Source organism: Rhodococcus sp. IEGM 1307, assembly GCF_030056915.1.
GTDB lineage: Bacteria > Actinomycetota > Actinomycetes > Mycobacteriales > Mycobacteriaceae > Rhodococcus_F > Rhodococcus_F opacus_D.
On sequence record NZ_JASHKW010000001.1, the window covers coordinates 234,154 to 254,195 of the forward strand.

Genomic DNA, 20,042 nt, shown 5'->3' on the forward strand with positions numbered 1-20,042 from the left:
TCGCGTGCAGTGCGGAGTGCGGTCATCGCTGTGCGGAGTGCGCGGGCGCCGTCGCGGGGTCGAGCCTTTCGTGGTCGACGCGGACCGCGTCCGGTTCCTTGATCATGTGGTGGTGCTTGTCCCGTGGTTCCTGTTCCAGGATCTCCATGTCGAAGTCGTTCTCGACGTCACCGTCGGGCGGGGGAAGTACTTCGCCGGAGAAGACGCGGCGGGCGCGGTCGACGTCGAGTTCGTGGTTCCATTTGGCGACGAACAGGGTGGCGACGGCGTTGCCGATGAAGTTCACCAGGGCGCGGCATTCGGACATGAACTTGTCGATACCGAAGATGAGCATGATGCCGGCTGCGGGGATGGTGCCGAGTGTGCTCAATGTTGCTGTCAGCGCGATGAATCCGCCTCCGGCGACACCTGCGGCGCCCTTGGACGTCAACAACATGACGCCGAGGAGGCCGAGCTGCTGCGGAATCGACAGGTCGGTGTTGGTGGCCTGCGCGATGTACAGCGCCGCGAGAGAGAGGTAGATGGCTGCCCCGTCGAGGTTGAAACTGTAGCCGGTGGGCACCACGAGTCCCACCGTGGGCTTCTTGACGCCGGCGTACTCCAGCTTCCGCATCAGGCCGGGCAGCGCGGGCTCGGCGGTGGAGGTTCCGAGAATGAGCAGGAGTTCTTCCTTGAAGAAGCCGAGCATCCGGAAGATGTTGAGCCGCAAGTACGCCATGACCGATCCGAGGACCACGAAGACGAAGAACGCGGACGTGACGTAGAACAGCAGGATCAGGCTGCCGAGGCTGGTGAGGGTGGAGACACCGTACTTGCCGATGGCGAAGGCCATGGCACCGAACGCACCGAGGGGTGCGAGTTTCATGATGAAGCTCAGGACCTTGAACACCACCGCGGTCAGGCGTTCGACGGCGTCCCGGATCGGTGCGGCGATCTGTCCTACCGCGTTGATGGCGACACCGAAGATGACGGCGAGGAAGATGACCTGCAGGATGTCGCCCTCGACGAACGGGCCGAACACACTGTCCGGGACCAGGTGGGTGATGAACTCCCACCACTGTTTCTCTTCACCGGTCTGAATCAGCTTGTTGGCCGAGTCGGTCGTTTCCAGCGAGGCGGCGTCGGCGTTCACCCCGTCCCCGAGGCGGAAGAGGTTGATCGCGACGAGGCCGGTGAGTAGCGCAAGGATCGTTCCGACCTGGAAGTAGGTCAGCGCCTTGATTCCGGTCAGCCCGACCTTCTTCAGGTCCGCGACACTCGCGATGCCGCCGACGATCGTCAGGAACACGATCGGACAGATCAGCATCTTCATCGCGGTGATGAAGGTGGTGCCGATCGGCTCCATCGCCTCGCCGGTGTCCGGCCAGAGCCACCCGACCAGGATGCCGAGCACGATCGCGATGAGAACCCAGAAGTACAGTTGCCTGTACCACGGTTTCTTCACAGTCGCCGGTTGGTAAGTCGCTGCGCTGCTGGGTATTTCCATGACGTTCACCTCGGGTGAGAGTGTTCGGGTGTGAAGACGGGGTGGCCGAGAGTTACCGACCGTTCGAGGGGTGAGGGCCCGGCTCGGCAGATCCTGCCGAGCCGGGCCGGCTGTGCAGATGGAAGGCGGTCAGGCCGGGGTCAGCGCAGTCTGCAGCGCGTGCACGATCGCCTCGGTGACGGCGTCGGTGTCCGACGAGCCGCCGATGTCGCGGGTCAGTGCTCCGCTCGCGGTGGCGGCCTCGATGGCGGCTTCGACGCGGCGTGCCTCGTCGTGCAGTCCGAAGTGGTCGAGCATCAGGGCGGCGCTGGCGATCGCGCCGATCGGGTTGCTGATGCCCTGGCCCGCGATGTCGGGTGCGGAACCGTGCACGGGTTCGAACATGCTCGGGAAGCGTCGTTCCGGGTTGAGGTTCGCGCTCGCCGCGACACCGAGGCTTCCCGCCAGCGCGGAGCCGAGGTCGGAGAGGATGTCGGCGTTGAGATTCGACGCCACCACCACCGACAGGTCCTCCGGGTGCAGGATGAACTTGGCGCTCATGGCGTCGACGAGAACGCTTTCGGTCGCGACGTCGGGGTAGTCGAGGGCGACGCGGTTGAAGACCTCGTCCCACAGGACCATGCCGTACTGCTGGGCGTTGGACTTGGTGACGCTGGACACCTTCTTCACGGTGCGGGTGCGAGCCAGGTCGAACGCGAACCGCATGATGCGCTCGCAGCCCTTCTCGGTGAACAGCGCGGTCTGCAGTGCGACCTCGTTGCCCGGTCCGCGGCCGCTGAGGTTACGTCCGCCGAGGCCCGCGTACTCGCCCTCGCTGTTCTCCCGGACGACGACCCAGTCGAGTTCGGTGTCGTCGGCCTTGCGCAGCGGGGACTGCACGCCGGGGAGGAACTTCACGGGTCGCACGTTGGCCCACTGGTCGAAGTTCTGGGTGATGTTGAGCCGCAGCCCCCAGAGGCTGATGTGGTCGGGGACGTTCTCCCATCCGACCGCACCGAAGTAGATGGCGTCGAATGCCTTCAGGATCTCGAGGCCGTTGTCGGCCATCATCTTCCCGGTCTGCTCGTAATACCCGCACCCCCAGGGAAATTCTTCCCACTCGAAGGCGAAACGCCCACCGGACTGTTCTGCGAGGACGTCGAGCACGCGCCGTCCGGCAGCGACGACCTCCTTGCCGACGCCGTCGGCGGGGATCGATGCAATCTTGAACGTCTGCGGTGCCATGTCGTTGCCTCCATCGTGTTGTGCTCGTCACAGTGTGTGATGCATTCATTAACCCGTCACAATCGCGCAGCGTCCATGACCAAGAGTCGATCCGGCTTATAGGTTTGACCTAATCGAAACGTATCTTCGCAGGTAGAGTGAGTGTCCACGCAGCAGTCGCACTCCAGGGTTCGGCGCGGCTCGACGGAAACGAGGGGTTCGGATGGACGCGCGTCAGTTGAGGTACTTCCTGGCCGTGGTCGATCAGGGAGGCATCAACCGCGCAGCGGAAACACTGCTGATCGCGCAGCCCTCGCTGTCCCAGTCGATATCCGCGCTCGAACGGGAACTCGGGGTACCGCTCTTTCACCGCGTCGGACGCCGGCTGGTGCTCAGTGACGCCGGCGATACGCTCGTCGGTCCCGCCCGCGTGGTGCTGCGCGATCTCGCGGACGCGAAGGCCTCCGTCGATGCACTGAAAGGGTTGCGCGCCGGGCGCGTGGACCTGATCACGATGCCGTCACCCGGGATCGAACCCCTCACCACGATCCTCACCAGGTTCAGCCGCACCTATCCTTCGGTCACCGTCAATGCCGAGGCGGCGTTCACTCCCGAAGAGGTGCTGCACGCCGTGCGCACCGGCGTCTGCGAGATCGGGATCCTGGGTTCACCCGCCGCGGTGCGTGCTCCCGAACTCGACGTCGTCGCGCTCGAAAGCCAGCCGCTGATCCTCATCTCCGGCCCGGGCGCCGAAACACCGGCCCGCCCGGAGATTCGGAGATCGGAACTGTCGGGCTTCCGCCTGATCGTCTCGCAGCGGGGGTCGTTGATGCGAACACTCGTCGACGAGGTCCTCGCCAGTGGCGTCGCCGCCACCATCGTCGCCGAGGTCGCCCACCGGACGTCGATCCTGCCGATGGTGCTCAGCGGATTCGGGCAGGCCGTCATGCCGTCGTCGTGGGCACCGTCGGCCCGGCAGGCAGGCGCCACCGTGCACCGCATCGTCCCCGAGTCCTACCTGCACGTCGCCGCCGTCTGCCGGCGAACCCACCTCACACCACCCGCGCGGGCGCTCATGGACGAGGCACGACAGTACGCCGGACGCACACCGGCCGCCTGGGAGGCCCCCGCCGCGGAGAGCCCGCAAAACTCCTGAACGACAGTCGTGCCCACGATCCGTGCGGTTTCGACGCGCGGGGGACTCAGCCCAGGTCTGTCCCTTCGCCGGAGTTCTGTGGTGTCGGGTCCGGTATGCGCCTCATGCGGAACGAATTGAACACCCCGATGAGCCCGGCGAGGATGGGGATGAGCAGGGCGATTTGAAGGGCGAGCGGTCGTGCGTCGGTGTTGATGCGGATGATCTCGTCCTGAATCTCCGGGGGCTGGTCGACGAGCAACTGTTCGAGCTGGGTGTTGCTCATGACTTCGGCGTCGTCCTCGAGCACCTGCGCCACCTGTTGCTGCTCGGCGGGCGGGAGCACGGTGCTCGACTCCGCCATCGAGGTGAAGGTGAAGGACAGCGTTGCCAGCATGATGGCGCCGGCGAACGCCAGCCCGAACGAGAGCCCGAACGATCCCGCCGCGGAATTGACGCTGGCGGCCTCGCTGATCCGCTCCTCCTCGATCGGTGCCAGCGTGTAGTTGTTGAGTTGAGACACCAGCAACCCCAACCCGGATCCGGCGATCACCAACGGGATCACCAGGCCCCAACCGAACTCGGCGCGCGGCACGATCGGGATCAGCGCCGCGATCCCGATCGTCAGAAGCACGAATCCCCACCGGATGATGCTGCTCGGGCGCCGGTCGCCCGCCTTCTTGCCCGCGAGCACCGCCACTGCGAACATGCTGAGCGAGAGAGGTGCGAGGGACAAGCCAGCCTGCATCGCGTTGTACTCGAGCACCATCTGCAGGTAGATCGGTAGCGCGATCATCGTGCCACCCAGGGCGATCTGCTGGAGCATCTGCCCGGAGATGCCCAGTCGGAAGACCTTGGAGCGGAACAGGTCCGGGTCCAGCAGTGCCGGCTTTCCTTGACGTTTGCGCCGCACGAGCCAGTACGCCAGCACGGCCATCGCAATCGCACCGATCACCAGGAGCGCACCAACGGATTCGCCGCCCTCCTGCCACACCAGGATTCCGAGCACGATCCCGCCCATGCCCAGAACGGAGAGGGCCGCGCCCACCAGGTCGATGACGCGGGGTCCGGTGTAGGGCACATCGCGGACCAGTTTGATGCCGGACAGGACGACCGCGATGATGACGACTTCGAGCACGAACCCGACGCGCCACGAGAGGTAGGTGGTGATGAAACCGCCGAGCAGCGGTCCGACGGCAGCGGCGATCGCGGCCGCCGCCCCGACCAGGGCGTAGACCTTCTTCTGAGCGGCGCCTTCGAAGTTGCCGTGGATGAGGGACTGCATGGCGGGCAACAGGAGTGACGCGCCGATTCCACCGAGTATCGCCCAGAAGATGATGATCGCGGTCAGGCTCTGTGCGAGTGCCATCGCCGACGCACCGACTGCGTAGCCGAGCAGGCCCAGCACATACGCCCGTTTGCGCCCGATGAGATCGCCGACCTTGCCACCGATGAGGATGAACGCGGCGGATACCAGCGCCTCGAGTGCGATCGCCGCCTGGACGCCGCTGACGGTCGTGTCGAGGTCGCGAACCACCGAGGAGATCGACACGTTCATCAGTGATGTGTCGACGACGAGCACGAACATCGCCATCGCCAGCAGCAGTCCGAGCAGGCGTTGAGGGCCCGCTACCCGCTTCGAATCACTGGAAGTCGGTTCTTCGGTCATCGGAGGCCCACCGTCCGTCCATCGCGCGCTGCACCGAGTGTCCCATGTGTGGGGACGACGAAGCTACATCTTCACTTTGTTCTCGGTTCGATCCGGCCACCGGTCTCGCGACAGTTACGGTGATGAGACACTGCACCGAGGTGAGGAGTCGCCGTGCCCAAACTGGAGATCAAGAGGAAGTCCGAGCTCTCCCGGAAAGAGGTGTCCGACCGGCTCATCGCGCTCGGACAGGCACTCGCGAGCGGCTCCGAGGTGGAACTGGGCTCCGGTGGCGACTCGATTTCGGTCGTCGTCGGCGACCGTGTCCAGTGGGAGCTCGAGATCGAGGTCGACGGCGACGAGACCGAGATCGAGATCGAAATCAGTTGGCGCGACGATCCGTCCGAAGAATCCACCGCCGACGCGGAACCGGAATCGGAGAACCCGCCGGTCAAGACTGCGCCTCCGGCCAAGACCACCGCGCGTCGTGGGCGGCCCCGCAAGAGCACCGCCAAGTGAGCTGTGCGAAGTCAGGCCGGTGAGATCGGTTCGAAGGGCCGGATTTCGTCGTCGCCCGGACGGACCACGCCGGCGGAGGATTCCGGCACTTCGTTCCACGCGCCTTCGAGGTCGCGGAGGGGTTCGGAGACCACGAAGCGGGTCTCCCCGCTCAATTCGCGCAGCACCTCGACCTCCGGGTGGAGAGCGCGCAGCTTCGTGACCTCGGTGGAGAAGAACAGCGACCTCGACTGCCGCTCACTCGAATAGCGGAAGATCCACAGCGATTCGCCGTCGGTGGTCGCGACGGTCATCTGCACCGGATGCTCGACCCCGTACGTCCGGCCGACGTCTTCGACGAAGCCAACCGCCCGGGCGACAGCGCCGAAGGGGTCGTCGGCGAGGCCGAACGTCAGTGCGAGGAAGAACAGGGCCTCGGAGTCCGTGGACCCCTCGATGTCGGAGAACAGCGTCGGGTCGACGGCCATCACCAGGTCGCGTCTGATCTCGTGGAAACCGCGGAGTGCGCCGTTGTGCACCCACAACCACCGGCCGTGCCGGAAGGGATGACAATTGCTGCGCTGCACCGGCGTCCCGGTCGAGGCCCGCACGTGCGCGAGCAACATCGGTGTTCGCACCTGACCGGCGATCTCCCGCAGATTGCTGTCGTTCCAGGCCGGTTCGATGCTCTTGTACACCGCCGGCTCACTGCCTTCGCCGTACCAGCCGATACCGAAGCCGTCACCATTCGTGGTGGTCGCCCCGAGCCGCGAGTGCAGACTCTGATCGATCAGCGAATGAACCGGTCGGAACAACAGCTCCTCGGCGAGGATCGGCTCACCCGAGTACGCCATCCACCGGCACATACATCAATTCAAGCAGAACGGCACCGCCGAGCCCACCCCTTTGCCGATGAACCTACTGGTATTTGCCGCGAACGCCGTCCGGGCGGAGGAGAATGGGCAACCGACAAGCCATATCGCGTCGCTCGAGGAAGGCAGACAGCCATGTCCGAGGAATCTACGGCGGCCCGATGACGCACTCCGCGGACGACGACGAACGGGTGGCGCATCCGAGCCGGGCCGAGCGCGCACAACGAGGGGTGGCCGCCCGTCGAGACACTCCGCCGTCCGCGCTGGCCGAGCACGGTGTGGCCGATCGGCGCGACCCGGTGGGCCTCCTCGAGAAGCAGGCGACGGAGAGAGTCGCGGAACTCGTTCCGATCCGGTACGGACGTATGGCGGCGACGGCATTCGCCTTCTACCGCGGCGGCGCCGCGATCATGGCCGACGACCTGTCCCACTCACCCACCACGGGCTTGCGCACGCAGCTCTGCGGTGACGCGCACCTGAGTAACTTCGGAATCTTCGCCACCCCGGAACGTCGGCTGGCATTCGACGTCAACGACTTCGACGAGACGCATCCCGGTCCCTTCGAATGGGATGTCAAACGCCTGGTCTCGAGTCTCGCGATCGCGGCGCAGGAGAACGGATTCAGCGGCAAGAAGACCAGGAAGATCACCCTCGCGTGCGCCGCCGAATACCGCGAAACCATCGCCAGACAGGCGCAACTGGGAAACCTGGGCGTCTGGTACTCCCACATCGAGCCCACAGCGGAACTCGTGGGACTTCGAGACGAGCTGGACAAGTCGCAGAGGAAACGCGCCAGCACAGCTCTGGAGAAGGCGCGGCGCCGGGACAGCGTCCAAGCGCTCTCCAAGCTGACCGCCGTCGTCGACGGGGAGAGGCGGATCATCAGCAACCCGCCTCTGCTGGTCCCGGTCGAGGAGTTGTACGCGGGCGAAGACCTCGAATCGCTGTACCGAGACCTACGGCATCGCCTGAACGCGTATGTGCAGTCTCTGCGGTGGGACCACCGCGTCCTCTACGACCAGTTCCGGATGGTGCAGATTGCCCGCAAGGTGGTCGGGGTCGGCAGTGTGGGCACCCGCACCTGGATCATTCTGATGCTGGGAGCAGACGACGACGATCCGCTGTTTCTGCAGGTGAAGGAGGCGGGTCCGTCCGTGCTGTCGAGTTACGTCGACGGCCCGTCGTTCGCTGCGGAGGGCGAGCGAGTGGTCAGCGGACAGCGGCTGATGCAGGCCGCGAGCGACATCTTCCTGGGCTGGGAACGTGGCGCGGGCCCCGACGGCGTCGAGCGGGACTTCTACGTGCGCCAACTGCGGGACGGCAAGGGCTCGGCGGTGGTCGAATCCCAGACACCCGCCACCATGATGCTGTACGGGCGATTGTGTGCACGGGTCCTCGCCTATGCGCACGCGCGGGCCGGCGACCGGATCGCGATCGCCGCCTATCTCGGGGACGACACCGAATTCGATCATGCGATAGCAGAATTCGCCGAAACGTACGCAGAGCAGAACACCCGAGACCATGCGGCGTTGCTCGAGGCCGTCGCCGGGGGCCGCATCGTCGCAGCCACCGGTTTCTGAAGCAGCGACGCCGGTCGACTGGATTCGGCTTCGACAGTTGGCGCGGCTCAGAAGATCTGCATGAAGCGGTACCAGTCGGATTCGATGTGCTGATATCCGATCTCACCGTCACGCTGGGGTGGGCCGATCTTGTCGGTGCCGCCCGGTAGACGAGCGACTCCGACAAGGTTGACCAGGCCGCCTTCGAGGAAGAAGTGGCAGCCGGTGTCCAGCGGCTCGACGCGCCAGGTGTCGTACAGGCCTATCCGCTGGTCCTCGGACGATGGTGTGCACGCCTGCGCGTACGCGGTCAGTGCGCCGACCGACAGCCGCCACCCGAGGTCGGACGGCACACCGAAGAATACGAGGGTCGCGGTCAGCGCCACCATGGCAGGCGCAAGGCAGATGCGTCGATCCCACCGGAACCGCCAGAGCTGCACGCCGGCGAGGATCAGCCACACGGCACCGAGAATGAGCAGGGCGAAACCGGCGAGCACGACGTACGGGAAGACCGGATCGATCGGAATCGTGATCACCAGCGTCGCAGCGCAGGCGAACGCGACGAGGGCGGTGAGGACGATTCCGGTCGCCAACCGCCACCACCGCGGCGTGTCCGTCCGGCGGCGGGGCCCGTGCTGGGCTGACTGTGCGTCGCGGCCGTCCATCAGGGTCTCCGTTCGCCCGGCGCTCTCCGAGAGGTGGTCAGGTCGGTAACCTCCGGTCAGGCTCGCATGGGCGGTGGGCCGCCGAAGCCGCGGAGATCGCGGGCGGTGGCACCGGGTTCGAATGTGCTGCCGCCGGGGCCGAATCGTCCGATCACGGTGTGCCGGCTGTCCCAGAGCACCCCGCGGGTGGGAAGTGCCCAGCGGGTCGAGAAGGTGGACGCGTCGTCCTCGTCGTCCGTGGACGGGTCGTGCGCCGCGGCGATGTGCGCGGCGTAGGCGCGCAGCGCGACCGCGAAGGCGTTGGGTTCGCGGCCGGCGTCGAGGAAGTGCGCTCGGTCGCCGCACTGCGGGCAGTGCCACGACGCGCGGTCGCATCCGCCGGCGAGGCCGACAGCCGGTGGTTCGTCTCCGGGCGGACCGGCGGTGCGATACGCGTCGAACGGGTCGGGCTGCTCGATCCGATCGGGCGTCTGCCGGGCCGCCGCAACCATGTCCCGCCAGGCGGCGTGCACGTCGAAACCCCCGAGCATCAGCACCTCTTCGGGCATCGGGCCGATGAACGCCGAGCCCGCGCACAGCACCCGGCTGTGATCGCGGGCGTGGCTGTATTTCGGGTCGAGTGCCCGGGCGTGCCGCATCTGCTGCATGCGCTCGGTGATCGCGAGCCCGTGCCATTCGCGTCCACAGTGCGGGCAAGGGTCCTGGTTCACATTCGAGTCGTGCCCGGATCGGTTGTCGTGGTTCGCGAGTTGGTCGTGTACGAGCCGGTCGATCCGGTCGACGAGGTCACGGTCGGTCATGGTGGATACCCACGGTAGCGGCGGCGGCCGCTCTGTGCGGTCAGTATCCCGCGTCGAAGTCGAACTCGTTGATCAGCGCAGCGTCACCCGACAGGTAGCGTCCGAGATTCTCGACGAACAGATCCACGATCTTCCCGTTCTCGGACGGCACGTTGGCGGCGCTGTGCGGGCTGAGGATGACGTTGTCGGCCGTCCACAACGGCGAGTCCTCGCGGAGCGGTTCGGTGGAGGTGACGTCCAGAACCGCCCCGCCCAGCCTGCCAGTCGACAGTGCTTCTGCGAGAGCGTCTTCGTCGATGATCGGTCCCCGGCCGAGGTTGACGACCAGTGCGCCGTCGGGGAGGGCGGCGAGTTCGCGGCGTCCGATCAGTCCGCGAGTGTCGTCGGTGAGGGCGCAGGAGATCACGAGGATGTCCGCGGTGGGCAGGTGCTCGGCGATCCGGTCGGTGGTGGTCATGCTGTCGAAAGGCGCGCCTGCGGGGCGGGGGGTGCGGGCGACCCCGCTTGCGGTGACGGAGAAACACCGGAGGAGTTCCGCTGTGCGCGAGCCGATCTTGCCGGCGCCCACGATCAGCGCGTGGCGTCCTTCGAGCTCGGTCGTTTCCTGCTTGCGCCAGGTCCGGGTCTGCCGGTCGGCGATCAGCCGGGGGAGGCCGCGCGTGAAATGCAGAATGCCGGCGAGCGCGAACTCCGCCAGCGGATCGGCGTGGACTCCCGCGGCGGTCGTCACCGTGAGCGGAGCGCGCGACAGCCCGAATTTCTCGATCAGTTGCCCGGCGCCCGCGGACGTCGCCTGAATCCAACGCAGATTCGGCGACTGTTCGAGGGTGCGTTCGGGGTGCCGCCAGTCGAAGTCGAACATCACGTCGGCGGTCCGCAACATCGACGACCACCGGTCGTGCTCGCCGGCCGTCAGATCACGCGGCACCCCGACGTGGTCGCTGTGCCATCGAGGCCGGGGGAGCAGTTCGGGTGCGTACGACACCCGGATCCGTGGGTCGCAGGCTGCGATCCTGTCGACCAGGTCCTGCTCGAGATACGAGGCGATCAGCACGTCGACGCACGGGTCGGGCACGGTCACTCCTTCACAGCCGGCGGTTCGGACGTCGGTGCGCTCGGTTCGACCTCCGGCGCGGAGGCGGACTTCGGCATCGCCGCCGCGGCGACGACGAGTACGACGGCCGCGCCGAGGGCGGCCACGAACACCAGATGCAGGGCGCCGGCCAGGTCGCCGGGGGCGGGGTTGTCGGCGCCGCCCAGTCGCGCGTTGACGAGGGCGCCGAACAGGGCGACCCCCACGGCGCTGCCGATGGACCGGGCGAACATGTTGGTCGAGGTGACGACGCCGCGCTCCGACCAGTCGACGCTCGACTGCGCCGCTATGAGGGTGGGGCTCGCGACGAGGCCCATGCCGCCGCCGATGACGAAGCAGCAGATCGCCACCTGCCACACCGCCGAGTCGATGGACAGGCTCAACGTGAGAGCGGTGCCCGCCACGACCAGCAGACTCCCCGCGGTGGCGGTGACACGGAAGCCGAAGCGCAGGTACACGCGCCCGGACTGCGACGCGGCGATCGGCCAGCCGATGGTCAGGGTGGCCAGCGCGAACCCGGCCACCAGTGCGCCCGTCCCGAGGACGCCCTGGGTGAAGGTCGGCACGTAGGTGGTCAGGCCCAGGACGATCGCCCCGACCAGCAGTGACACGAGGCTGCTCGCCGCGAGAACCCGCCGGGTGAACACCCACAGCGGCAGCACCGGTTCGGCGGCGCGGCGTTCCACGAGGACGAAGACGATGAGGAACACGAATCCTGCCGCGAAGATGCCGAGGCTGATCGGGGATCTCCACGCCCAGGCCTGCCCGCCTTCGAGGAGTCCGAGGATGAGCAGTGTCGCCCCGACCGCCAGGATTCCGGCGCCGGCGTAGTCGATGGACCGCTGGGTGCGCGCCCGCTTCTCGTCGAAGTTGCGGATCAGCATCACGGCCGCGAGCAGGCAGAGGGGAATGTTGACGAAGAAGATCCACCGCCACGACAGGTACTCGGAGAACACCCCGCCGAGGGTCGGGCCGATCACCGCCGACATGCCCCACACGCTGGCCAGATAGCCCTGGGCCTTGGCGCGTTCGGCGAGGGTGTAGATGTCTCCGGCGATGGTCATGCTCATCGGCTGGACGGCCCCGGCGCCGAGACCCTGTACCGCGCGGAACGCGATCAGCGCGGGCATGCTCCACGCGATCCCGCACAGCACCGAGCCGACGCCGAACAGGGCGATGCCCAGGAGCATCACGGGCCTGCGGCCGAAGATGTCGGCCAGCTTGCCGTAGATCGGCACCGACACGGCCTGGGTGAGCAGGTAGATCGAGAACAGCCACGGGAACTGCGAGAAGCCGCCGAGGTCCCCGACGATGGTGAAGACGGCGGTGGAGATGATGGTCGCATCGAGCGCGACCAGTGACGTCGTGAGCATCAGTGACACGAGAATCGGTCCGCGTTCCGAACGGAACCCGACGTCGACCGGGGTCGTGTCCGTCGCCATTACCCACCTTCTCCGGTTACCGCGATCACAAGAGTTCCTGACCAACGGTAACGACAACGGGAGACGAAGTGTTCCGCGGCTGTGCCCCCGACGCCGTTACGCGGTCGCCGAGGATCCCCGGAACGCCGCGCGGTACGAATGGGGGCTGGTGCCGACTACGCGCTTGAACCGGTCGCGGAACGCGGTCGGCGACCCGAAGCCCACCTGCGCGGCGATACGGTCGACGGAGTGCGTGGTGGTCTCCAGGAGGTACTGCGCCTGATGAATCCGGACGCGGTGAAGCCACTGCAACGGTGTGGTGCCGGTCTGCTCGCGGAATCTCCGATTGAGGGTGCGGGTGCTCGTCCCGGCTCGCCGGGCGAGGTCGTCGAGCGTCAGATCGTCGCGGCTGTTCTCGTGCATCCACCTCAGCAGCGGGTCGAGGCTCGTCATTTCCGCGGACGGTGGTCGTTCGTGAACGATGAACTGCGCCTGTCCGCCTTCGCGTTCCAACGGCATGACCGACAACCGGGCAGCGTCGGCGGCGACCGCCGACCCGTGATCCGAGCGGATCATGTGCAGACACAGATCGAGGCCTGCCGCGGCACCGGCCGAGGTCAGGAACTGGCCGTTGTCGACGTAGAGCACGGCCGGATCCACGTCCACCAGTGGGTGACGCGCGGCGAGGAGTTCGGCGGCCGCCCAATGCGTCGTCGCCCGTTTGCCGTCGAGTAGTCCGGTGGCGGCCAAGGTGAACGCCCCCACGCAGATCGACGCGATTCGGGTGCCACTGTCGGCGGCCCGGCGCAGCGCCTCGAGAATTTCGGGTGCAAGCGGAGCGGTGGGGTCGGCGAGCCCCGGCAGAATGATCGTGTCGGCCGCGTCCAGAATGCTCAGATCCCACGGCGCGCGGAGTGTGAATGCGCCGGCATCCACGTCACCGCCGAGGGCACACACCTTCACCCGGTAGGCCGCGCGCCCGTCCGGCAACCTGGTGCGACCGAAGACCTCGATCGGGGTGGCGAGATCGAACGCGATGACACCGTCGAGTGCCAGGACTGCCACGGTGTGCATGGCTACAACCTACGCAGTCGATCGATTTCCGCCAAGGGCGAATAACGGCGGTAAATGGCGATGCGAAATGCAGAAATCTGCGGGGATGGCGTGGCGACAATCTGTTGGTATGTGGCGAAAATGCCAGTTCTCCGGTCTCGATCGGCTGGCTAACGTCACTAGCGCCTCGTGTACTCGGCACGAGGCGGACAGGGAAAGGCACCACGGATGCATGTCCAGATCGCGCTGTTCGACGGGTTCGATCCGCTCGACGTCATCGCTCCCTTCGAGGTACTGCACGCGGGTGGCCTGTACGCCGACGGCGCGCTGACCGTCGAATTGGCCTCCGCCGAGGGCGTGCGTGAGGTCCCGAGCGGAACGGCGCCGCTGAGTCTGCGGGCCGCCGCCACGCTCGACGCGTGCCGGGCCGATGTGATCGTCGTGCCGGGTGCGTCGGGGCGCGTGGAGGAGCGCACCGAGGGCGACGACACCATCCCGAGAATTCTCGGACGGACCCTCGAGACACGGCTCCCCGAAGTACTGCGGGAGGCCTGTGCCGACCAGGACCTGATCGTCGCCACCGTCTGCGGTGGGTCGCTCGTGCTCGCGATGGCAGGACTCGTCGAAGGCCGCCACGCCGTCACCCATCACCTGGGGATGGATCTGCTCGACGCCACCGGGGTGGTCGCCGTGGACGCCCGCGTCGTCGACGACGGTGACCTCGTCACCGTGGCCGGCGTCACCTCAGGTCTGGACCTCGGACTGTATCTACTCGAACGGGAACTGGGACCGCGCATCGCGCACGCGGTCGAGACATTGTTCGCCTACGAGCGCCGCGGCACCGTCTGGCGTGCCCGTGGGCTCGAACCCACCACCATCTGAGGAGCAGAGCCATGTCTGTCGACGGCACCTGGAACGTCGTGATCGCCACGCCCATCGGAAAGCAACGAGTCGAACTGACCTTCGTCACGCAGGACGGGGAACTTCGCGGCATCGCTCGCGGAGCCGCCGAGGAAGTCCCGCTCACCGACCCGACACTCGACGGGAACCGGCTCACCTGGTCTCAGTCCATCACCAAGCCGCTGCGCCTCCACTTGCAGTTCGATGTCCTCGTCGAGGGCGACGAGATGACGGGGAAGTCGACGGCGGGACGTCTGCCCAGCTCGAAGGTAAGCGGCCGCCGGTCGGTGCCCGACCGATAGGCTGGGTCACCGTGCGCCCCTCACTCGATTCATACGCCCATCTGGCCGGTGGCAAGGTCCGCGACCTCTACACGATCGACGACGAGCACCTCCTGTTGGTGGCGAGCGACCGGATCTCCGCCTACGACCACGTCCTCAGCACCCCGATCCCGGACAAGGGGCGGGTGCTCACCGCGATGAGCGTCTTCTTCTTCGGCGTCCTCGGCGGCAACAACCATCTGGCCGGTGAACCCGACGACAGCCGGATCCCCGAAGAGGTCCTCGGCCGCGCGCTGGTGGTCCGGAAGCTGGACATGGTCCCCGTCGAGTGCGTGGCCCGCGGCTACCTCACGGGGTCGGGACTGCTCGACTACAACGAGACCGGCGCGGTGTGCGGCGTCGCACTGCCCGAGGGCCTGGTGGAGGCGAGCCAGCTTCCCGACCCGATCTTCACGCCCGCCAGCAAGGCGGAACTGGGCGAGCACGACGAGAACATCAGTTTCGAGGCCGTGGTCGAGAAGGTGGGCCAGGACCTGGCCGTGAAGCTGCGCGACGACACCCTCGACATCTACGGCCGGGCGTCCAACTTCGCCGCGGACCGGGGCATCATCCTCGCGGACACCAAGCTCGAGTTCGGACTGGACCCGCAGGGCAACCTGGTTCTCGCCGACGAGGTCCTCACCCCCGACTCGTCCCGGTACTGGCCGGCCGACGGGTACGAGGCCGGGAAGGTGCAGCCGAGCTTCGACAAGCAGTTCGTCCGCAACTGGCTCACCGGCCCCGAATCCGGCTGGGACCGCGCGTCCGACACTCCGCCGCCGCCGCTGCCCGCCGAGATCGTGGAAGCGACCCGCGAGCGGTACATCGAAGCGTACGAGCGGATCTCGGGACTGTCGTTCGCGGACTGGGTGGGCTGAGACATGACCTCCAAAGGCGCGAAACTGACCCCGCCGGTCGCGAAGACGGTGCCCACCGAACGCGTCCACCACGGTCACACGTTCGTCGACGAGTACGAGTGGCTGCGCGACAAGGAAGACGCCGAAGTCGTCGCGTATCTCGAGGCCGAGAACGCGTACACCGAGCAGCAGACCGCGCATCTCGCGCCGCTGCGGGACCAGATCTTCCAGGAGATCAAGTCGCGCACGCAGGAGACCGACATGTCGGTTCCCACCCGGATGGGCGACTGGTGGTACTACGCCCGCACCATCGAGGGCAAGCAGTACGGCGTCCAGTGCCGGGCACCGATCGCCGGTCCCGACGACTGGACCCCGCCGGAACTGGCTCCCGGTGTCGAACTGCCCGGTGAGCAGGTGCTGCTCGACGGCAACGCCGAGGCCGAGGGACACGACTTCTTCTCCATCGGCGCCTTCTCCCTCAGCCACGACGGCACGCTCCTTGCGTACTCGGTCGACGTGGTCGGCGACGAGCGCTACACGCTGCGCTTCAAGAACCTCGTGACCGGCGAACTGCTGCCCGACGAAATCCCCGAGACCGCACCCGGCGCCACCTGGGCCATCGACCACAGTCACGTCTTCTATCTCACCGTCGACGAGTCCTGGCGCCCCGACACCGTGTGGCGGCACAAGCTCGGCACCGACCGCGCGCAGGACGTCACCGTGTTCCACGAGCCGGACGAGCGGTTCTGGGTGTCGGTCGGGTCCACCCGGAGCGAGAAGTACCTCATGATCTGGGTGGGGTCGAAGATCACCAGCGAAGGCTGGGTGCTCGAATCGGAGAACCCCGAGGGCGAGTTCCGGGTGGTGCTGCCGCGACGCGAGGGCGTCGAATACGGCGTGGAGCACGCGGTGGTCGCGGGGGAAGACCGCTTCCTGATCATGCACAACGACGTCGTCGACGGTGAGAAGGCCGAGAACTTCGTGCTCGCCGACGCGCCGGTGTCCGACCCGACGTCGCAGACCATCCTCATTCCGCACCGCTCCGACGTGCGGTTGGAGGAGGTAGACGCGTTCGCCGACCACCTCGTGCTCGGCTACCGCCGGGAGGCGTTGACCCGGCTGGCGATCTGGCCGCTCGGTGAGGACGGCTACGGCGAGTTCACGGAGATCGAATTCGACGAGGAACTCTTCAGCGTCGGGCTCGGGGCCAATCCGGAATGGCGGCAGCCGACACTGCGGATGGCGTTCACCTCGTTCATCACGCCCGGCCAGGTCTACGACTACGTGCTGTCGACGGGCGAACTCGCCCTGCGCAAGTCGCAACCCGTGCTCGGCGAATTCGATGCCGGCAACTACGAGCAGCAACGCGACTGGGCCGTCGCCGAGGACGGGACGCGCATCCCGCTCTCGATCGTCCGGCGCAAGACGAACGGCGTCGACGACCCCGCCCCCACCCTCCTCTACGGGTACGGATCGTACGAGGCCAGCATGGATCCCGCGTTCTCCGTCGCGCGGCTGTCCCTGCTCGACCGCGGAGTGGTGTTCGTGGTCGCGCACGTGCGCGGCGGCGGCGAGATGGGCCGGCACTGGTACGAGACCGGCAAGACGCTCACCAAGAAGAACACCTTCACCGACTTCGTCTCGAGCGCACAGCATTTGATCGACACCGGACGCACCACGCCGCAGCAGATGATCGCCGACGGCGGCAGCGCAGGCGGCCTGCTGATGGGTGCGGTGGCCAACCTGGCACCCGAACTGTTCGCCGGAATCCTCGCCAACGTTCCCTTCGTGGACCCGCTGACGTCGATCCTCGACCCCTCACTGCCGCTGACCGTCATCGAATGGGACGAGTGGGGCAACCCGCTCGAAAACCCCGAGGTCTACGAATACATGCGCTCGTACAGTCCGTACGAGAACGTCGAGGCCAAGGACTACCCGGCGATCCTCGCGATCACCAGCATCAACGACACCAGGGTGCTCTACGTCGAACCGGCGAAGTGGGTCGCCAAACTGCGCGCCACCAAGACCGGCGACTCGCCGCTCCTCCTCAAGACGGAGATGAGCGCCGGGCACGGCGGCGTCAGCGGACGCTACGAGAAGTGGAAGGAAGTAGCGTTCGAATTCGCCTGGGTACTCGACACGATCGGCGAGGTCTGATCAGGTCGGGTCGCTCTGACCCTGCTCGACGACCCAGGCAGCAATCTGGGCGCGAGACGTGAACCCGAGCTTGACGAGTATGTGTTCGACGTGGCCCTGGGCGGTGCGTTGCGAGATGACCAGCGTGGTCGCGATCGCCTTGTTGGTGAGTCCCTCTGCGACGAGTTCGGCGACCTGCCGCTCGCGTCGGCTCAGGGCAGGATGGTCGTTGCGTGACTGCGCGATCGCTCGTGGCTGCTCGTTCAAGGCGAACGCGACGGCGTCCCCGAAGCCGAGGCCCGAGCCATGCCGGAACGCGGTGTCGAATGCCTTTCCGCCCAGGTCACGGCGGGTTCGACGTTCGCACTCGTCGTGATGGCCGGCGAGCTGGGGAAAGACCTCTGCCGGGCTGCCCACACCCTGCCACAGTGCTTCGGCCGCACCCATGAGGGTCGCGGCGCGTTCCGGTAGATGCTCGTCAGCGGCGATCCAGGCCAGGATCTGCATGCACCACGCAGAGTTGACGTGGTCGTCCGCCCGACGCGTCTGGCGCAATCCGTCCTGCAGGAAGTCGTTGGCGCGTTCGCGGTCCCCGCGTTGCCACATCGCCAGCGCCGCGGTCCACAGTGACCATCCGCGGTACACCGACTCGCCGTGTGCTTCGGTGATCTCCTGGATCTTCCGCTGGCAATCGACAGCTCGTGTGACGTCTCCGAGGTGTGCGCTCGCCAGGCCGAGTCCGAGGAGTGCCCAAATCTCCTGGAGGGAATCGCCTTCGGCGTGGAAGGCGTCTCGGGCGTTCTCGAAGCACGCGAGCGCGTGGGAGAGGTCGTCGCCACGGAAGAGGGATATGAATCCTTCGGCAGACGTGACGAGCGCCCGCATCGAGGTGTTCCCGGACCTGTCGGCGAGGACTCGCCCTTCCTCCACGAGCGCCTGTGCAGCCTCCAGATCTCCCTGAGCCCCAGCCAGCATGCCGGCGGCGTGCAAGGCGGCGATCCTCTCATCAAAGTCTGTGGTAGCCGTCGGAGTCAGTACACGATCGAACCAGTGCCTGCCTTCGTTCAGCAGCCCGAACGAGCGCCAGAACAGGTACATGGCGTTGGCGATACGGAGTGCGGACCCGTTCTCGGCGGTCTGTGTCACGGAGAATTCGAGTGCATCACGAAGGTTCGGTTGTTCACGATTCAGGCGGGCGACCCATTCCAGCTGCCGGGGGCCGATCCACCCGGACCGAGCGTCCGACGCGAGACGCTCGAACCAGTCGCGGTGCTTTCGCCTCACGCTGTCGTATTCACCTGATTCGCGCAGTCTTTCCAGGCCGTACTCGCGAAGGGTGTCGAGTAATCGAAAGCGGACGACGGCACCGGCCTCTTCACGGATCAGGATCGATTTGTCCACGAGCGACGCGATCACGTCGACCACCGCATCTGGGGCGTATTCACCTGCACACAGTCCTTCGGCCGAGTCCAGCTCGAACCCACCGGCGAAGACCGCCAGCCGACCCCACAGGTCACGTTCGTCCGAGGTACACAGGTCATAACTCCAGTCGACACACAGACGCAGTGTCTGCTGGCGAGAGGGAGCGCCTCGGGTGCTCAACGTGAGCAACGTGTATCGGTCGGTGAGTCGGTCGAGGATCTGTTGTTCAGTCATCGCCCGCAACCGCGCAGTCGCCAATTCGATCGGCAGCGGCAGTCCGTCCAGACGCTCACAAATTCTGCCCACCGTCGAGCCGTTGTCTTCTGTGATCGCGAAGCCGGGTACAGCCCTGGAAGCCCGTTCAGCGAACAGGACGACGGAGTCGTAGCGGGCGAGCCCCGCGGGAGGGGACGGCCGGCTCGAATCCGGAACCGGCAGCGGCGGGACACGGAGGGCCGCCTCGCCATCGACGCCGAGGGACTCGCGGCTCGTTGCGAGGATCCGGAGTTTCGGGCATGTCTTCAGCAGTGTCTCGGCCAGCGCCGCGACGGCATCCACCAGGTGTTCGCAGTTGTCCAGGACCAAGAGCAACTGTTGATCGAGAAGATGCCTCTGCAGGACCACCGACGTTCCCAGTGCCGACTGTTCCCGCACGCCGAGCGCGGTGGCAACGGCTTCTTCGACCAGTTCCGGAGCTTGCAGCTCACCGAGCCCGACGAGCCATACTCCGTCGGCGAACGCGCGGCGAGCATCGTCGGCGACCCGTAGCGCGAGCCGGGTCTTACCCACACCGCCGATGCCGGTCAGCGTTACCAGTCTCGACACGGACAGCAATCGTTTCGTCTCCGCCGCCTCACGGCGACGACCGACGAAGCTGGTCAGCTCACACGGCACATTTCCCAACTTGCGTTGTGCGGCGGACATGACAACTGTCGCTTTCCTCTCGTGGGCCCTCGAATAACCGTACTCGCTCG

General features: G+C 66.6%; 17 protein-coding genes. 7 read left to right on the top strand and 10 right to left on the bottom strand.

Annotated elements, in window-relative coordinates; all coding sequences use genetic code 11:
- Positions 1 to 22 precede the first annotated feature (22 nt).
- Together dctA and QM841_RS01100 are read right to left on the bottom strand one after the other, a co-directional pair.
- Positions 23 to 1,486, bottom strand: coding sequence for a C4-dicarboxylate transporter DctA (gene dctA / locus QM841_RS01095; RefSeq protein WP_283330611.1), 1,464 nt, complete (start codon positions 1,484 to 1,486; stop codon positions 23 to 25).
- Between the two features lie 129 nt (positions 1,487 to 1,615).
- Complete coding sequence (locus QM841_RS01100) at positions 1,616 to 2,710, bottom strand: tartrate dehydrogenase (RefSeq protein WP_283330612.1); 1,095 nt, start codon at positions 2,708 to 2,710, stop codon at positions 1,616 to 1,618.
- Between the two features lie 202 nt (positions 2,711 to 2,912).
- Here QM841_RS01100 and QM841_RS01105 point away from each other — a divergent pair, with 202 nt between their 5' ends.
- Positions 2,913 to 3,845, top strand: coding sequence for a LysR family transcriptional regulator (locus QM841_RS01105; RefSeq protein ID WP_283330613.1), 933 nt, complete (start codon positions 2,913 to 2,915; stop codon positions 3,843 to 3,845).
- A gap of 46 nt (positions 3,846 to 3,891) precedes the next feature.
- Here the strand turns inward: QM841_RS01105 and QM841_RS01110 are convergent, their stop codons facing one another.
- Complete coding sequence (locus QM841_RS01110) at positions 3,892 to 5,493, bottom strand: MFS transporter (protein WP_005244430.1); 1,602 nt, start codon at positions 5,491 to 5,493, stop codon at positions 3,892 to 3,894.
- Between the two features lie 153 nt (positions 5,494 to 5,646).
- Here QM841_RS01110 and QM841_RS01115 point away from each other — a divergent pair, with 153 nt between their 5' ends.
- The gene (locus QM841_RS01115) at positions 5,647 to 5,991 is read left to right on the top strand and encodes an amphi-Trp domain-containing protein (RefSeq protein ID WP_280778754.1); all 345 of its coding nucleotides are present in this window, start codon (positions 5,647 to 5,649) and stop codon (positions 5,989 to 5,991) included.
- A gap of 11 nt (positions 5,992 to 6,002) precedes the next feature.
- Here QM841_RS01115 and QM841_RS01120 read toward each other — a convergent pair whose 3' ends face one another.
- Positions 6,003 to 6,824: a class II glutamine amidotransferase gene (locus QM841_RS01120; RefSeq protein WP_280778753.1), complete on the bottom strand. Its 822-nt coding sequence runs from the start codon at positions 6,822 to 6,824 to the stop codon at positions 6,003 to 6,005.
- Positions 6,825 to 7,003: 179 nt separating this feature from the next.
- On the opposite strand from QM841_RS01120, the gene QM841_RS01125 reads away from it, so the two are divergent.
- Positions 7,004 to 8,422: a DUF2252 domain-containing protein gene (locus tag QM841_RS01125; RefSeq protein WP_283330614.1), complete on the top strand. Its 1,419-nt coding sequence runs from the start codon at positions 7,004 to 7,006 to the stop codon at positions 8,420 to 8,422.
- A gap of 47 nt (positions 8,423 to 8,469) precedes the next feature.
- On the opposite strand, the gene QM841_RS01130 is transcribed toward QM841_RS01125, so the two are convergent.
- The 5 genes from QM841_RS01130 to QM841_RS01150 form a co-directional block, all read right to left on the bottom strand.
- Positions 8,470 to 9,066: a DUF1129 domain-containing protein gene (locus QM841_RS01130; protein WP_283330615.1), complete on the bottom strand. Its 597-nt coding sequence runs from the start codon at positions 9,064 to 9,066 to the stop codon at positions 8,470 to 8,472.
- 56 nt (positions 9,067 to 9,122) lie between these two features.
- Positions 9,123 to 9,866, bottom strand: coding sequence for a hypothetical protein (locus QM841_RS01135; RefSeq protein ID WP_283330616.1), 744 nt, complete (start codon positions 9,864 to 9,866; stop codon positions 9,123 to 9,125).
- A 40-nt stretch (positions 9,867 to 9,906) separates the two neighbouring features.
- Entirely contained in the window at positions 9,907 to 10,947 is a 1,041-nt protein-coding gene (locus QM841_RS01140; protein WP_349307379.1) for a D-2-hydroxyacid dehydrogenase, read from the bottom strand.
- Positions 10,944 to 12,401, bottom strand: a complete 1,458-nt coding sequence (locus QM841_RS01145; RefSeq protein ID WP_283330618.1) for an MDR family MFS transporter — start codon at positions 12,399 to 12,401, stop codon at positions 10,944 to 10,946. Before QM841_RS01145 ends, QM841_RS01140 begins: the two co-directional genes overlap by 4 nt.
- 96 nt (positions 12,402 to 12,497) lie before the next feature.
- Positions 12,498 to 13,454 carry a GlxA family transcriptional regulator gene (locus QM841_RS01150; RefSeq protein ID WP_280778747.1) on the bottom strand — a complete coding sequence of 319 codons (957 nt, stop codon included), beginning with the start codon at positions 13,452 to 13,454 and terminating at the stop codon, positions 12,498 to 12,500.
- A 207-nt stretch (positions 13,455 to 13,661) separates the two neighbouring features.
- Between QM841_RS01150 and QM841_RS01155 the strand changes: the two genes are divergently transcribed.
- The 4 genes from QM841_RS01155 to QM841_RS01170 are packed head-to-tail and all read left to right on the top strand — an operon-like array spanning position 13,662 to position 17,667.
- On the top strand, positions 13,662 to 14,315 hold the full coding sequence (locus tag QM841_RS01155) for a DJ-1/PfpI family protein (protein ID WP_283330619.1): 654 nt from the start codon (positions 13,662 to 13,664) through the stop codon (positions 14,313 to 14,315).
- Between the two features lie 11 nt (positions 14,316 to 14,326).
- Positions 14,327 to 14,635, top strand: coding sequence for a hypothetical protein (locus QM841_RS01160; RefSeq protein WP_016883937.1), 309 nt, complete (start codon positions 14,327 to 14,329; stop codon positions 14,633 to 14,635).
- An 11-nt stretch (positions 14,636 to 14,646) separates the two neighbouring features.
- Positions 14,647 to 15,531: a phosphoribosylaminoimidazolesuccinocarboxamide synthase gene (locus tag QM841_RS01165; RefSeq protein WP_009477882.1), complete on the top strand. Its 885-nt coding sequence runs from the start codon at positions 14,647 to 14,649 to the stop codon at positions 15,529 to 15,531.
- Positions 15,532 to 15,534: 3 nt separating this feature from the next.
- On the top strand, positions 15,535 to 17,667 hold the full coding sequence (locus QM841_RS01170; RefSeq protein ID WP_283330620.1) for a S9 family peptidase: 2,133 nt from the start codon (positions 15,535 to 15,537) through the stop codon (positions 17,665 to 17,667).
- Here QM841_RS01170 and QM841_RS01175 read toward each other — a convergent pair whose 3' ends face one another.
- Positions 17,668 to 19,992: an ATP-binding protein gene (locus tag QM841_RS01175; protein ID WP_283330621.1), complete on the bottom strand. Its 2,325-nt coding sequence runs from the start codon at positions 19,990 to 19,992 to the stop codon at positions 17,668 to 17,670.
- Positions 19,993 to 20,042 lie beyond the last annotated feature (50 nt).